13 protein-coding genes are annotated in these 14,536 nt (G+C 71.0%); 7 read left to right on the forward strand and 6 right to left on the reverse strand.

The features are described 5' to 3' along the window. Nucleotides 1-214 precede the first annotated feature (214 nt). From JYK17_RS36405 to rsmI, 4 genes are all read right to left on the reverse strand, one after another. Nucleotides 215-1,678 (reverse strand): resuscitation-promoting factor, encoded by a 1,464-nt coding sequence (locus tag JYK17_RS36405; protein WP_222812061.1) that lies wholly within the window; start codon nt 1,676-1,678, stop codon nt 215-217. 165 nt (nt 1,679-1,843) lie between these two features. Continuing rightward, nucleotides 1,844-2,734, reverse strand: a complete 891-nt coding sequence (locus JYK17_RS36410; protein ID WP_222812062.1) for a TatD family hydrolase — start codon at nt 2,732-2,734, stop codon at nt 1,844-1,846. Between the two features lie 73 nt (nt 2,735-2,807). Further along, complete coding sequence (locus JYK17_RS36415; RefSeq protein WP_108008359.1) at nt 2,808-3,284, reverse strand: hypothetical protein; 477 nt, start codon at nt 3,282-3,284, stop codon at nt 2,808-2,810. A gap of 269 nt (nt 3,285-3,553) precedes the next feature. Further along, on the reverse strand, nt 3,554-4,414 hold the full coding sequence (rsmI, locus tag JYK17_RS36420; RefSeq protein ID WP_222812063.1) for a 16S rRNA (cytidine(1402)-2'-O)-methyltransferase: 861 nt from the start codon (nt 4,412-4,414) through the stop codon (nt 3,554-3,556). Nucleotides 4,415-4,531: 117 nt separating this feature from the next. Between rsmI and JYK17_RS36425 the strand changes: the two genes are divergently transcribed. Further along, nucleotides 4,532-6,274, forward strand: a complete 1,743-nt coding sequence (locus tag JYK17_RS36425) for a dolichyl-phosphate-mannose--protein mannosyltransferase (RefSeq protein ID WP_222812064.1) — start codon at nt 4,532-4,534, stop codon at nt 6,272-6,274. 10 nt (nt 6,275-6,284) lie between these two features. Here the strand turns inward: JYK17_RS36425 and JYK17_RS36430 are convergent, their stop codons facing one another. Then, nucleotides 6,285-6,755, reverse strand: coding sequence for a MarR family winged helix-turn-helix transcriptional regulator (locus JYK17_RS36430; RefSeq protein WP_222812065.1), 471 nt, complete (start codon nt 6,753-6,755; stop codon nt 6,285-6,287). A gap of 76 nt (nt 6,756-6,831) precedes the next feature. Here JYK17_RS36430 and JYK17_RS36435 point away from each other — a divergent pair, with 76 nt between their 5' ends. From JYK17_RS36435 to JYK17_RS36445, 3 genes are all read left to right on the forward strand, one after another. Next, a complete protein-coding gene (locus JYK17_RS36435) occupies nt 6,832-7,743 on the forward strand; it encodes an LLM class flavin-dependent oxidoreductase (protein ID WP_222812066.1) in 912 nt (303 codons plus the stop codon). Between the two features lie 161 nt (nt 7,744-7,904). Then, on the forward strand, nt 7,905-9,533 hold the full coding sequence (locus tag JYK17_RS36440; protein ID WP_108008365.1) for a penicillin-binding transpeptidase domain-containing protein: 1,629 nt from the start codon (nt 7,905-7,907) through the stop codon (nt 9,531-9,533). Nucleotides 9,534-9,655: 122 nt separating this feature from the next. Continuing rightward, nucleotides 9,656-11,329 (forward strand): penicillin-binding transpeptidase domain-containing protein, encoded by a 1,674-nt coding sequence (locus JYK17_RS36445; protein WP_128802170.1) that lies wholly within the window; start codon nt 9,656-9,658, stop codon nt 11,327-11,329. Between the two features lie 30 nt (nt 11,330-11,359). Here the strand turns inward: JYK17_RS36445 and JYK17_RS36450 are convergent, their stop codons facing one another. Continuing rightward, nucleotides 11,360-11,707, reverse strand: coding sequence for an SsgA family sporulation/cell division regulator (locus tag JYK17_RS36450; protein ID WP_108008369.1), 348 nt, complete (start codon nt 11,705-11,707; stop codon nt 11,360-11,362). A gap of 186 nt (nt 11,708-11,893) precedes the next feature. Here JYK17_RS36450 and JYK17_RS36455 point away from each other — a divergent pair, with 186 nt between their 5' ends. The 3 genes from JYK17_RS36455 to JYK17_RS36465 are packed head-to-tail and all read left to right on the forward strand — an operon-like array spanning nt 11,894 to nt 14,497. Continuing rightward, entirely contained in the window at nt 11,894-12,943 is a 1,050-nt protein-coding gene (locus JYK17_RS36455) for an energy-coupling factor ABC transporter permease (protein ID WP_108008371.1), read from the forward strand. Nucleotide 12,944: 1 nt separating this feature from the next. Next, on the forward strand, nt 12,945-13,706 hold the full coding sequence (cbiQ, locus tag JYK17_RS36460; protein ID WP_222812067.1) for a cobalt ECF transporter T component CbiQ: 762 nt from the start codon (nt 12,945-12,947) through the stop codon (nt 13,704-13,706). Nucleotides 13,707-13,735: 29 nt separating this feature from the next. Beyond that, on the forward strand, nt 13,736-14,497 hold the full coding sequence (locus tag JYK17_RS36465) for an energy-coupling factor ABC transporter ATP-binding protein (protein ID WP_108008375.1): 762 nt from the start codon (nt 13,736-13,738) through the stop codon (nt 14,495-14,497). The last annotated feature ends 39 nt before the right edge of the window (nt 14,498-14,536 follow it).

A 14,536-nucleotide genomic window follows, 5' to 3' on the forward strand; every position in this document is an offset into this window, starting at 1 on the left:
GGCTGCGGGCCGCGGGCTCCGGGCTCCGGGCACCGGGCACCGGGCACCGGGCTCCGCCGAGGATGGCGCCATGGGCCGGGCGCGACGCGTCGACCGACACGTGCCACCAGGGCCGGGGCCGGGAACCGAGGCCTGGGCGTGCGGGTGGCAAGCGCCGGGAGCCGGACGTCGCCCGACACGCCCCACTGTCGGCGCAGCCGCCCGCCGGCACCGCTCACCCGTGCAGCCGCGCCCCGCAATGCGGCCAGGGGCCAGCTCCCCGGCGTACGTACAGCTTCTTCGCGCGCAGGGTCTGTTCTTCGGCCGGGGCGTCCTGGGGGCGGCCGGTGCCGCCGAGGCCGTGCCAGGTGGGGGAGTCGAGTTGGTAGAGGCCGCCGTAGGTGCCGGAGGGGTCGACGGCGTCGGGGCGGCCGCCCGACTCGCAGGCCGCGAGGCCGCGCCAGTTCAGGTTGTCGGCTCCGTGCACGGACGTCGGCATCGGCCTGGTGCCCACCTTCACGACCTGGGTCCTGGGTTCGCGCACCAGCGCCGTGTCGATCCTGCGCGGCTTCTGCTTCACGCCGTTGACGGTGCGCAGCATGTACGTGACCCGCCGCAGCCCCGGCCGCCCGGCCCGCTCGACCACCTCCGTGCCCTTGAACAGCGAGGGGTCCGCGGTGCGCTCGACCTTGAACGGGATCGCCTCCTCGCGGACCTCCTTGCCGCCCTTGATCCGCAGCACGGTGACGGTCTGACCGTCACGCGGGAAGCTGTCGGCCGGGACGGAGGTGGTGTCCTGGCCGTGCAGGGTGATCCCGGCCTCCTCGACGACCTCCCGTACGGTCGCCGCGTTGGTGCGGATCGTGCGGGCGCGGCCGTCGGCCATGACCGTCACGGAGCGCTCGGTGCGCACGTCGAGCGCGAGACCGTGGCGCCCGATGGGCAGCGAGCGCGAGGTGGACAGGTACGCGCCCTGCGCGCGCACCCCCAGCTCCTCGAGCGCGCCCTGCACGGTGTGCGCCGTGGTCCACACCTCGCGCCGGTGCCCGTCCAGGGTGAGCCGCACGGGGCGCCCGTAGTGCACGTCGACCTCGTCGCCGCTGTCGAGCTGCGTGCCGGGCGCGGGTACGACCACGTCGTGCGCGCCCACCTCGACGCTCTCCTGCGCGAGGAGTTCGGTCACGTCGTCGGCAAAGGTGTGCAGGGTGCGCGGCTTGCCGTCGACGGTCAGCTCGATCGCCTTGTCCTTGGCGACGAACGCGCTGGTGCCGCCGGCCAGGAAGGCGACGACCAGCGCCTGCGGCAGCAGCCGGCGCACCGGGCCGTCCGAGCGCTCGCCGTAGCGCGCCCTGCGGCGCCGCGCGCCCCGGCGGCCGGTTCCGGCCCGTACGCCGTCCCCGGGCGCCGCATCGCCGGCAGGCAGCCCCCCGCTCACGGGAGACTCCTCCCCCGCAGGGCTCCCGAGCTGTCGCGGCAGCCCCGATGCGGGCGCCTCGGCGGACCCGGCCGTCTCGTACGCGGGCCGGTAGGTGTCGTTGTACGCCCCCGACACGCCGTACCCCAGCGTCTGGGCGCTGTGCACGTCGAATCCCGCGGACCGCCCGGGCTCCGGCGCCCGGTACGCCGGGTCCGGGCCCTGCGCCTCGTAGATCTTGTACGCCTCGTATGCCTCGTACGTCTCGTACTGCGAGTTGCTCACGCCGACACGCTCCAGGGGCCAGGGGTCCAGAAGGGTCCGGAATCGGGCCACCAGAACCTAGCGGAGGGTGCGTCACTCTCCAAAGTTGCGCAACTACGCAGGGTGTCGGCGGGACCCGAGGTGGACCCATGTCGGTGTTATCGGATGGTGATGAATGATCGACCCTCAGTAGCCGAAGGCGCGAGCCGTGTTCGCCGCGAGGGCCGTCGCCAGCGCGTCCTCGTCGATGCCGCGCACGGCGGCCATGGCGCGCACCGTGACCGGAATGAGATACGGCGCATTGGGCCGTCCGCGGTACGGCGCGGGCGTCAGGAAGGGCGCGTCGGTCTCCACGAGGACCAGCTCCAGGGGCGCCACGGCGAGCGCGTCCCGCAGATTCTGGGCGTTCTTGAAGGTGACGTTGCCGGCGAAGGACATGAAGTATCCCGCGCGGGCGCACACCTCGGCCATCTCGGCGTCGCCGGAGTAGCAGTGGAACACCGTCCGCTCGGGAGCGCCCTCCTCCTTGAGGACGCGCAGTACGTCGGCGTGGGCGTCGCGGTCGTGGATGACCAGGGCCTTGCCGTATCGCTTGGCGATCTCGATGTGGGCGCGGAAGGAGGCCTCCTGGGCGTCCTTGCCCTCGGGCCCGGTGCGGTAGAAGTCGAGGCCGGTCTCGCCGACGCCCTTGACCTCAGGGAGCGCGGCCAGGCGCGCGATCTCGTCGAGCGCCTCGTCGAGCGCCGCCGTACCTCCCGGCTCACGCTCCCCTTGCCGCGACCAGCCGTCGGGGTCGCCGTGCACGATGCGGGGCGCCTCGTTGGGGTGCAGGGCGACGGTCGCGTGGACGGAGTCGTGGCGCTGCGCCGTCTCGGCGGCCCACTGCGACCCCCGGACGTCGCAGCCGACCTGCACGAGGGTCGTCACGCCGACCGAAGCGGCCTTCGCAAGCCCCTCCTCCACCGTGCCGGACTGCATGTCGAGGTGCGTGTGCGAGTCGGCGACGGCCACCCGCAGGGGTTCCGGGAGCGGCGGTGCCGCGTTCTTCTCACGGGGGCCGGAGCTGTTCGAAGGCATGCCCCGATCCTACGAAAGGGGCATGCCCGGACCGCCGGAGCGGTCAGCCCGCCTTGTAGCAGACCCGGAGCGGTCAGCCCGCCTTGTGGTGGAAGGGGTGCCAGAGGTCGGACAGGTGCCAGTGGTGCTCCTGCCGCTCTGGCTCGGCGGCCCGGGAGGCCCCGGTGGCCTCGGGAGTCTTGGCGGCCTCCGCGGCCGCTGTCCCCTTCGCCGGGGTCTGCTTCTTCGGCACCTCGGCGTGCCGGGCCGGCGGCGTGCGGTGGTGCTGTTGGAGCTCCGCGTTGCGGGCCGACGAAACCTGTCCCGCCCGCATGATCCGCACGCTGTGCCCGTCGCAGTTCTGGCAGGTCGGCTTGGACAGCGGAGACGGCACGATGCGGCCGCCCACCACGTACAGCACGAACTCGTGGTCCTCGGCGTCCTTGTGGTGCTCTATCTCGTACGACTGCTCCCAGCCGTGCCCGCAGCGCATGCAGGCGAAGGAGTACGACTCGTGTACGACTGCGGTCGCCGCACCGCGGAGGCCGGGCTGCCCTGCGATCTCACTCATGCCAGCTCCTCTTGTCCGCTGGACACAGGGACGGGTGCGTCCCTTCGACCAGTGGACGCTTCTACCGGCGCGAATGCATCAGGCCTGTCGACTGTTGGAGCCGATTTGGACCTTCCTTGCCAAAACGGCCCCGGTCAGGGGGTCTGCGCTTTGCACTCCACGATAGTCCTTTGCCTGTCCGCGGGGCGCGCGCTCACCGGATATGCGCTGTGCTCAGAGGCGGTACGAGCCCCGCGCACACCCCCCTCGTACACCCCCTCGCACACCCCTCACGAACCACTCCCGGCAGCGGCGTTCTTCGCAGCCACAACCGCGTCGAACACCGTCCGCTTGGGCAGCCCGGCCTCGGCGGCGACAGCGGCGATCGCCTCCTTGCGCCGCTCCCCCGCCTCCTCGCGCACCCGCACCCGGCGGACCAGCTCGCCCGAGTCCAGTTCCTCGGGCCCCTTCTCGGGCGCACCCTCGACGACGACGGTGATCTCGCCGCGCACGCCCTGCGCCGCCCACTGCGCCAGCTCGCCCAGCCCGCCGCGCCTGACCTCCTCGTACGTCTTGGTCAGTTCCCGGCAGACGGCGGCCCGCCGCTCGGCGCCGAACGCCTCGGCCATCGCGGCGAGGGTGTCGTCGAGGCGGTGCGGGGCCTCGAAGTACACGAGGGTGCGCCGCTCGGCGGCCACCTCCTTCAGCCGCGACAGCCGTTCGCCCGCCTTGCGCGGCAGGAACCCCTCGAAGCAGAACCGGTCCACGGGCAGCCCGGACAGGGCGAGCGCGGTGAGCACGGCGGACGGGCCGGGGACGGCGGTGACCCGGATGTCCTTCTCGACGGCGGCGGCGACCAGCCGGTAGCCGGGGTCGGACACCGACGGCATCCCGGCGTCCGTCACCAGCAACACGCGCGCGCCGTTCACCAGCTCCTGGACCAGTTCGGGAGTACGGGCCGACTCGTTGCCCTCGAAGTACGACACGATCCGCCCCTTGGGCGTGACTCCCAGGGCCTGCGTGAGGCGCCGCAGCCGCCGGGTGTCCTCGGCCGCGACGACATCGGCCCCGGCCAGCTCCTCGGCCAGCCGGGGCGGTGCGTCCGCGGTGTCGCCGATGGGGGTGCCCGCCAAAACAAGGGTTCCAGTCACGTCCCCATCCTCCCAGGGGCCCGGCCCGGCCGACGCATACCGCCCTCGGCGAACGCATACCGCCCCGTTACCGCACATGCACGGGACTCACACAGCACGGTTCCCTACGATGGCGCGGTGACCAGTACCGCGTCCTCCCCGGACACCCGGCAAGGCCAGGCCTCGCAAGACCAGCGGCCGTCGTGGCAGCAGCGGCTGCGCCGCTTCGGATATACGGCGGGACCCAGAGACGACGTACAGGAACGCCTCGTGCCGCCGTACCTCCGGCCGGGCCCGCGGCTGTGGCAGGTGCTGGGCATCCCGCCGGCGCTCGCGGACCGGATCGCGCGCTGGTCCGGCTGGGGCGGCCCGCTGCTGGTCACACTGATGGCGGGCGTGATGCGCTTCTGGCACCTGGGCAGCCCGAGGGCGGTGATATTCGACGAGACGTACTACGCCAAGGACGCCTGGGCGCTCGTCCACCGTGGCTTCGAGGTCAACTGGGACAAGAACGCCAACGACCTGATCCTGCAGACGCACGGACATGTCACGATCCCGGCCGACGCGGCGTATGTCGTGCATCCGCCGGTGGGCAAGTACGTCATCGGGCTCGGCGAGCTGATGTTCGGGTTCGATCCGTTCGGCTGGCGGTTCATGACCGCGCTGCTCGGCACGCTGTCGGTGCTGATGCTGTGCCGCATCGGGCGCCGGATCTTCCGCTCGACCTTCCTCGGCTGTCTGGCGGGCGCGCTGATGGCGGTCGACGGGCTCGCCTTCGTGATGTCCCGCACCTCGCTGCTCGACGGCGTGCTGACGTTCTTCGTGCTGGCCGCGTTCGGCTGCCTGGTCATCGACCGGGACAAGACCCGCGCGAAACTCGCCGCCGCGCTGCCCGTCGACCCGGACGGCCGCGTCCGGCCGGACGCGTACGCGGCGGAGAACACCCGCTTCGGATGGCGGCCCTGGCGCTGGCTGGCCGGTCTGATGCTCGGCCTCGCCATCGGCACGAAGTGGAACGGCCTCTACATCCTCGCCGCGTTCTGTGTGATGGCGGTGCTGTGGGACATCGGCTCCCGCAAGGTCGCCGGAGCCCGGCACCCGTACAGCACGGTCTTCCTGCGCGACACGGGCATCACCTTCCTGGCGACGGTCCCGGTCGCGATCGCCACCTACCTCCTGTCGTGGATCGGCTGGATCCTGTCCCCCACGAACGGCTCCGGCGGCTACTTCCGCAACTGGGCCGCCACCGACGGCAAGGGCGGCAACTGGACCTGGCTGTTCCCCGACTGGTGGCGCAGCCTGTGGCACTACGAGCACGAGGTCTACAAGTTCCACGTCGGCCTGTCCTCACCGCACACCTACATGTCCAACCCCTGGAGCTGGCTCGTCGACGGCCGCCCGGTCTCGTACTTCTACGAGTCCCCCGCCCCCGGCAAGGACGGCTGCCCCGCCGACGCGGGCGGCAAGTGCGCCCGCGAGGTCCTGGCGATCGGCACCCCGCTGCTGTGGTGGGTGGCCTGCTTCGCGATCCTGTACATCCTGTGGCGCTGGCTCTTCCGCCGCGACTGGCGAGCGGGCGCGATCGCTTGCGGCATCGCGGCCGGATACCTCCCCTGGTTCATGTACCAGGAACGCACGATCTTCTTCTTCTACGCCGTCGTCTTCGTACCGTTCCTCTGCCTGGCGGTCACCATGCTCCTGGGCGCCATCATCGGCCCCCCGGGCTCCAGCGACACCCGCCGGGTTGCGGGCGCGACGAGCGCGGGCGTCCTGGTCCTGCTGATCGCCTGGAACTTCATCTACTTCTGGCCCCTGTACACCGGCACGGCAATCCCGATCGACCAGTGGCGGTCGCGGATGTGGCTGGACACCTGGGTCTAGACGAGGGCCCTCAGGACTCCTGCGGCGTCCTGACCAGCACCTGCAGCGCCTTCACCAGACGTGCCGCCTCCTTCTCGCCGAGCGGGGCGAGGAAGTCGTGTTCCGCCGTCTCGCGGGCGGCCTCCGCGTCGGAGCGAACGCGGCTGCCCCGGTCCGTCAGCTCGACGACGTTGCGGCGGCGGTCCTCCTCGCTGCGGCGGCGCTGCACCAGCCCCTTGGCCTCCAGCGTGTCGACGAGCGCGACCATCGTCGTGCGGTCCACGCCCAGCCGCCGTGCGGCCTCCAGTTGGGACAGCGGGCGGCCCGCCGCCAGCACCGCGAGTACTGCCAACTCCCGGGCGTCCAGCCCGAACGGGGCCAGTGCGGGCCCGGCGTGCCTGGCCAACCGCAGCTGCGCGTGCTTGAGCAGGTAGCCCAGCCGTGCGCCGAGCAGCTCCTCGGCCGCCGTCCCGTTGTCCGTCCCGTCGTCTTTCTGCGCCATCCCGAAATCTTAGCCTTAGGCTGATAGTCAGCCGCGTGATGGTCAGTAATGCTGACGATCAATTATCGTGACGGCCATGTCCACTGACGCACCCCATCGCCCGCTCCGCTTCGGCGTCAAGACGACGCCCATGCACCTGACTTACGACGACATCCTGCGCGTCTGGGAGGAGGCCGACGGCCTGCCCGAACTCGACGACGCCTGGCTGTGGGATCACCTGATGCCGCTGGCCGGGCCGCCCGGGGGCGCCGTCCTGGAGGGCTGGACGCTGCTGGCCGCGCCGGCCGCTCGCACCAGCCGGCTGCGCCTCGGTTTGCTCGTCACCAGCAACGCGCTGCGCGCCCCCGCCCACCTGGGAAAGATCGCCACCACCGTGGACGTGATCTCCCGAGGGCGCCTGATCATGGGCCTGGGCGTCGGCGGCACCCGCCAACCCGACGGCCCCAATCCGGCCGTCGCCGAGTACGCCGCCTACGGCCTCCCGCTTCCGAGCCCCGGCGAGGGCCTGGCCCGCCTCACCGAGACGATCACCGTCCTGCGCCGCATGTGGACCGAGGAGGTCTTCGACCACGACGGCCGCTTCACCACCCTGCGCGGCACCCGCAACGGCCCCGGCCCGGTCCGTCCCGGCGGCCCGCCGCTGCTGCTCGGCGGCTGGGGCGACCGCACGCTGCGCATCGTCGCCGAGCACGCCGACATCTGGAACGTCCCCGGCCCGCCCCACAACGGCACCGACTGGATCGCCGAGCGCGCCCGTGTCCTGGACACGCACTGCGCGGCGATCGGACGCGACCCCGCACAGATCACCCGCTCCGCGCAGATCATCGTCGACTACGCCGACCCCGCCGCCACCCGCGCCCACGTCCACGCCCTCGCCGCCGCCGGCATCCGACACGTCGTCCTCGCCCTGCCCCGCCCCTACCCGGACAAGGCCGCCCGCCGGCTCGTCGACGAGATCGTCACGCCTGTACGTGAGGCGGGGGCCTGACCTACGTCGGCCAGGGGCCGGATCTGCGCAGCTCTAACAATCGGAGAACACCCGTCCCATACGCCACCTCCACCGCGTAATGTTCCCGTGCGGAGTTCTTCTTGAACGCGTTCAATAAGAGCCCGCCCATGGCTTCGGGGAACGGGGAGGGGGCCCATTTCATGGGCAAGGGAGTCAAGACCGCCGTCATCGGCAGCGTGTTCGCCGTGATGGTGGGCGGTGCCGGTTACGGCGCCTTCAACATCATTTCCGCGTTGAACGACGACGACGGCGGATCGGGCAGCAGCGGGACGACGGTGAAGACCGGGCCGCCCAGCGGCGACGAGATCAAGGAGGTGTCGGCGAAGTTCTTCGCGGCCTGGGAGAAGGGGAAGGCGGCCGAGGCGGCGACGTACACGAACAACGACGCCGCGGCCGAGCCCGTGCTGACCGCCTTCGGCGGGAGCGCTCACATCACCGGGGTGAAGATCACGCCGGGTGCCGCGAGCGGCGCGACGATCCCCTACACCGTCAGCGCGAAGGTGTCGTACGAGGGCAAGTCGAAGCCGCTGACGTACAAGAGCGAGCTGACGGTGGTGCGGGGGAAGACCACCGGGCGGGCGCTGGTCGACTGGCAGCCGTCCGTCGTCCATCCGCAGCTGCAGAAGGACGACACCCTCGTCACCGGCGAGTCCGCGACCCCCGAGATCGAGGCCGTGGACCGGAACGGTGCCGTCCTGACCAAGGAGAAGTACCCCTCTCTCGGCCCGATCCTGGACGAACTGCGCGCCAAGTACGGCGACTCGGCGGGCGGCACGCCCGGCATCGAGCTGTCGATCCACCACGAGGCCGAGGGCGCGGCCGACACCACGCTGCTCACCCTGGCCAAGGGCAGGCCGGGCAAGCTGCGCACCACGCTCAGCGCGAACGCGCAGGCGGCGGCCGAGCAAGCGGTGACGAAGTACGAGGAGTCGTCGGTGGTGGCCGTGAAGCCGTCCACGGGTGAGGTCCTGGCGGTCGCCAACCACCGCCAGGACGCCTTCAACGCGGCGTTCCTGGGCAAGCTGGCCCCCGGCTCCACGATGAAGATCCTCAGCGCGGCCACGCTCATCGACAACGGCATCACCAGCATGAACGGCCCGGCCCCCTGCCCGGACAAGGCGGTGTGGCAGAGCCAGACCTTCCACAACCTCAAGGGCATGGCCCCGAACGAGAAGTCCACCCTCTCGGAGAGCTTCGCCCGCTCCTGCAACACGGCTTTCGTGAAGTACGCGGACGAGGTGAAGGTGGACTCCCTCACCAACGAGGCCGAGAACCGCTTCGGCTTGGGCCGGGACAACTGGAAGACCGGCATCCCGTCCTTCGACGGCTCCGTGCCGGCCTCGGGCGGCCCGGACACCGCGGCCAACATGATCGGCCAGGGGCAGGTGCAGATGTGCCCGCTCAACATGGCGTCGGTCACGGCGACCGCGATGACGGGCCGCTTCCGGCAGCCGGTGATCGTCTCCCAGAAGCTCGACGACCGCGAACTCGCCACCGCCCAGGGCCTGTCCGCGAGTACGGTCGCCCAGCTGCGCGCGATGATGAACCGCACCGCCACCAGCGGCACCGCGTCCGGCATCATGGCGGGCCTGAGCGGCAGCATCGGCGCGAAGACCGGTTCGGCCGAGGTCGACGGGCAGTCCAAGTCCAACAGCTGGTTCACCGGTTACCGCAACGACATCGCGGCCGCGGCCATGACCCAGGACGGCGGGCACGGCATCGACGCGGCGGGCCCGATTGTCGCAGCTGTGCTACGGAGTGGCGGCTGACGTCACCCGTCGAGGACGGGACTCTAGGGTGGTTGCCGTCGTTGTGTTGCATGAGGACGACAAGAACACCTGGGGCAGCGTGGGCTGACGGGACCCCGGGGACTGGCGGAGGATCGAAGGCAGTGGGCAACAGAAGGCGCGTCGTTGAGAGACGGAAGACCAGACCCGCCGTACTCGGCGGGACGATCGCCGTGGTCGTCGTCGGCGCGGGCTTCGGCGCCTACGCGCTGTTCGGCGGTGGGGCGTCGGCCGACGACCGGGCGGCGACGTCCGCGTCGGCCGACCAGAAGCACATCAAGACCGGACCGCTGTCCGCGACCGAGGTCAAGACGGCGGCGCAGGGCTTCCTCACGTCCTGGCAGCAGGGCAAGGTGACCAAGGCCGCCGCCGTCACCAACGACTCGGCGGCCGCCACCACCCTGCTGACCGGCTACACCAAGGACGCCCACATCACGGACGTCACCCTCACCGAGGGCACCCGCAGCGGCGACACGGTCCCCTTCTCCGTCAAGGGCACGGTGTCGTACAAGGGCACCACCAAGCCGGTCGCGTACGACAGTTCGCTCACCGTCGTGCGCAACAAGGCCGACGGCAAGCCGCTGGTCGACTGGCGCCCCTCGATCGTCCACCCCGACCTCAAGGACGGGGACACCCTGGTCACCGGCGAGTCGGGGACGCCCCCGGTCAAGGCGTACGACCGTGACGGCGGCGAGCTGACGACGGCCAAGTACCCGTCGCTGGGGCCCGTCCTGGACGGACTGCGCGAGAAGTACGGCAAGATCGCCGGCGGCAAGGCCGGCGTCGAGCTGCGTGTGGTGCGCGGCAAGGAGTCCCAGAAGGCGAAGCTGTCCGACAAGACGCTGCTGGAGCTGAGCAAGGGCACCCCGGGCAAGGTCGACACGACGCTGAGCCCGACCCTCCAGGCGGCGGCCGAGCAGCAGGTCGCCAAGAAGGCGAAGTCGTCGGTGGTCGTCATGCGCCCGTCGACCGGCGAGATCCTGGCCGCGGCGAACAACAGCCACACCTTCAACGTGGCCTTCCAGGGCTCCCTGGCCCCGGGCTCCACGATGAAGGTCGTGACGTCGACGATGCTGTTCGAGAAGGACCTCGTCCACCCGAACGACTCGCACCCCTGCCCCAAGACGTACAAGATGGCGGGCTGGACGTTCCACAACGACGACAACTCGGAGATCAAGAAGGGCACGTTCAAGCTGGCCTTCGGGGCCTCCTGCAACAACGCCTTCATCAACTTCGCGCCGAAGCTGTCCGACAGCGACCTGACCAAGGAGGCCCAGCAGGTCTACGGCCTCGGGCTGAACAACTGGGCCATCGGCGTCCCGTCCTTCGACGGCTCCGTCCCGGTGCAGAGCGGCGCGCAGATGGGCGCCTCGCTGATCGGGCAGGGCGGGGTGCGCATGAACCCGCTGAACATGGCCTCGGTGTCGGCCACGGTGGCGTCGGGCACCTTCCACCAGCCGTACCTGGTCTCCCCGTCGGTCGACCACCGCACGCTGGCGAAGGCCGCGCGCACGATGTCGTCGACGACGCAGGCGGAGCTGAAGGACGTCATGCACTACACGGCGATGTACGGCACCGCGGCCCAGGCGATGGCGGGCATGAGCGGGGAGTACGGCGCGAAAACGGGTTCGGCGGAGGTCGACGGCCAGAAGAAGCCCAACGGCTGGTTCACCGCCTACAAGGGCGACCTCGCGGCAGCGGGCGTGGTCCAGGCGGGCGGCCACGGCGGTGACACGGCGGGCCCGATCGTCGCGGCCCTGCTGAAGATGGGCGGCTGACCGCCCCATCGCTCGAAGCGCGGCGCCCGGTCAGTGGCTGACGGGCGCCGTCGCCATGTAGGTGCGGCGCAGGAAGCGCAGCAGCGCCTTGCTCTCGAACTGCACCACCGAGACGCCCTGGGCCGAGTGGAACTCGACCACGGCCTGCACCCGGCCGCACGGCCAGACGCGGACGTCGCCGCTGGCCGTCGGGGCGCGCAGCCCCTGTTCGAGCAGTGACCGGGCGACGGTCCACTCATGCGGTCCGGGCAGAGCGACCCGCACCGAGCGCGGGTCGTCGTCGGAGTCGTAGCGCAGCATGACGGGGACGGCCGCGTCCTCGGGGATGACCGCGTCGGAGACGAGGTGGGCTCGTGCGTACTGTTCGACTACAGACATCGTGACGGCCCTCTCACGCTGCGTGATCCATGTGGAAGCTGTCCGTCCACCCCCCTCCTAATGTCCCATATTTTCCAGATCATGCCCCTTGACGACGGGAGATATCGATGAGACATGCGCCCGGTGCCCGATGTACGAGCACCTCGCTCTTGCAAGGAGTTCGCAACAAGCCTCTATCATCGAACGGTGCATGTGCCTGACGGATTCATCAACGCGCCCATTTCCGCCGCGGCCGGTGTTGTCGCCGCCGGCGCCGTAGCCGTGAGTCTGCGCGGCGCCCGCCGTGAGCTCGACGAGCGCACGGCGCCGCTGGCCGGACTCGTGGCGGCGTTCATCTTCGCCGTGCAGATGCTGAACTTCCCCGTCGCCGCGGGGACAAGCGGCCATCTGCTGGGAGGCGCGCTCGCGGCGATCCTCGTCGGCCCCTACACAGGGGTGCTGTGCGTGTCCGTGGTGCTGCTCATGCAGGGCATCCTCTTCGCCGACGGCGGCCTGACCGCGCTCGGCGTGAACATCACCGACATGGCGATCACCACGACCGTCGTCGGATACGCCGTCTTCCGCGGCCTGGTGAAGGTCCTGCCGCGCAGCAGGCGCTCGATCACCGTCGCCTCCTTCGCCGCCGCGCTGCTGTCCGTCCCGGCCGCCGCAGTGATCTTCACGCTGATCTACGCGATCGGCGGCACCACCGACATCGCCATCGGCAAGGTCGCCACCGCGATGATCGGCGTGCACATCCTCATCGGCATCGGCGAAGCGGTCATCACGGCCCTGACCGTGGGCGCCGTCGTCGCCGTACGCCCCGACCTGGTGTACGGCGCACGCGGGCTGCAGCAGCGGCTCAAGTTGCGGGTGAACGGCGAACTCGTCGACGCGCCCGGCAGCGCGCCCGCGCCCGTCGCGGCACGCACCTCCCGCCGCCGGCTGTGGGCCACCGGCCTGGTGACGTCCCTGGTCCTCGCCGGATTCGTCAGCTTCTACGCCTCCGCCAACCCCGACGGCCTGGAGAAGGTCGCCCACGACAAGGGCATCGACAAGAAGGCCGAGAAGCACGCCTCGTCGGACTCCCCACTGGCCGGCTACGGGGTCAAGGACATCGCGAACGCCCGCCTGTCCGGGGGGCTGGCGGGCGTGATCGGTGTCGGTGTCACCGTCGTCGCGGGCAGCGCCGTGTTCTGGACGGTGCGCAGGCGCCGGAGCACGGACGTCTCGCCCACGGCCGTGGAGAACCTCTGACATGGGCGCCGGCCACGCGCACCGGCTCTACCGGCACGGGCACTCCCCCGTCCACGCCCTGCCGCCGCACACCAAGCTGGCCGCGGCCTTCGCCTTCGTGGTCGTCGTGGTGTCGACGCCGCGCGAGGCGGTCTGGGCGTTCGGTCTGTACGCCGTGTTCCTGGGCGTCGTCGCCCACCTCGCGCGCGTGCCCGCCGCCTTCCTGCTCAAGCGGCTGCTGATCGAGGTGCCGTTCGTCGCGTTCGCCGTGCTGATGCCGTTCGTGGCGGAGGGCGAGCGGGTGGACGTCCTTGGACTGTCGCTGAGCGTGAACGGCCTGTGGGGCGCGTGGAACGTGCTCGCCAAGGGCACGCTCGGCGTCGCCGCGTCGGTGCTGCTCGCCTCCACCACCGAACTGCGCGAACTCCTCCTGGGCCTGCAGCGGTTGAAGCTCCCGCCGCTGCTCGTCCAGATCGCCTCCTTCATGATCCGCTACGGCGACGTCATCACCGACGAGATGCGGCGGATGCGGATCGCCCGGGAGTCACGCGGCTTCGAGGCGCGCGGCGTGCGGCACTGGGGCGTGCTGGCGAAGTCGGCCGGTGCCCTGTTCATCCGCTCCTACGAGCGCGGGGAGCGCGTGCACCTCGCCATGGTCAGCCGTGGTTACGCCGGTTCGATGCCGGTGATCGACGAGGTGACCGCGTCCCGGGCGCAGTGGTCGTACGCTCTCGCCCTCCCCGTCGCCGCCCTCGTCGTCTGCCTGCTGGGATGGACCCTGTGACCGCTGGGATGGATCCTGTGACCGCTGGGATGGACCCTGTGAGTAATCCTTCGCTCGAGGTCTCCGGCCTCGCCTTCGCCTATCCCGACGGCCACCAGGCGCTGTTCGGCGTCGACTTCACCGTCGAGCGCGGCGAACGGGTCGCGCTGCTCGGCCCGAACGGCGCCGGCAAGACGACCCTCGTACTGCACCTCAACGGCATCCTGACCGGCGGCGCGGGCACGGTGCGGGTGGCCGGACTGCCCGTCGGCAAGCGGCACATGGCCGAGATCCGGCGCCGGGTCGGCATCGTCTTCCAGGACCCCGACGACCAGCTGTTCATGCCGACGGTCCGCGAGGACGTGGCGTTCGGGCCCGCGGCGGCCGGGCTGAAGGGCCCCGAACTGGAGGAGCGGGTCGACCGGGCGCTCGCGCAGGTCGGCATGGCCGAGTTCAAGGACCGGCCCCCGCACCACCTCTCGTTCGGGCAGCGGCGCCGGGTGGCCGTCGCGACCGTACTCGCGATGGAGCCGGAGATCCTCGTCCTGGACGAGCCCTCCTCCAACCTCGACCCGGCCTCCCGCCGCGAACTGGCCGACATCCTGCGCTCGTTGGACGTCACGGTCCTCATGGTCACGCACGACCTGCCCTACGCCCTCGAACTGTGCCCCCGCGCCCTGATCCTGAGCGAGGGCGTGATCGCCGCGGACGGCAAGACCGGGGAGCTGCTCTCGGACCAGGAGCTGATGCGCGCGCACCGCCTGGAGCTGCCGTTCGGCTTCGACCCGCGGTCCGTGACGACGGGCGCGTGACGGGACCGGTACGAACGGCCGCCCTACGCCCGGCAGCAC

The organism is Streptomyces plumbidurans (genome assembly GCF_019857225.1).
GTDB lineage: Bacteria > Actinomycetota > Actinomycetes > Streptomycetales > Streptomycetaceae > Streptomyces > Streptomyces plumbidurans.

Coding starts and splice junctions, on each gene's coding strand:
- JYK17_RS36410 (WP_222812062.1), bottom strand. CDS start 2,734: ATGCCTTCGAACAGCTCCGGCCCCCGTGAGAAGAACGCGGCACCGCCG.
- JYK17_RS36415 (WP_108008359.1), bottom strand. CDS start 3,284: ATGAGTGAGATCGCAGGGCAGCCCGGCCTCCGCGGTGCGGCGACCGCA.
- JYK17_RS36430 (WP_222812065.1), bottom strand. CDS start 6,755: ATGGCGCAGAAAGACGACGGGACGGACAACGGGACGGCGGCCGAGGAG.
- JYK17_RS36435 (WP_222812066.1), top strand. CDS start 6,832: ATGTCCACTGACGCACCCCATCGCCCGCTCCGCTTCGGCGTCAAGACG.
- JYK17_RS36440 (WP_108008365.1), top strand. CDS start 7,905: ATGGGCAAGGGAGTCAAGACCGCCGTCATCGGCAGCGTGTTCGCCGTG.
- JYK17_RS36450 (WP_108008369.1), bottom strand. CDS start 11,707: ATGTCTGTAGTCGAACAGTACGCACGAGCCCACCTCGTCTCCGACGCG.
- cbiQ (WP_222812067.1), top strand. CDS start 12,945: ATGGGCGCCGGCCACGCGCACCGGCTCTACCGGCACGGGCACTCCCCC.
- JYK17_RS36465 (WP_108008375.1), top strand. CDS start 13,736: ATGGACCCTGTGAGTAATCCTTCGCTCGAGGTCTCCGGCCTCGCCTTC.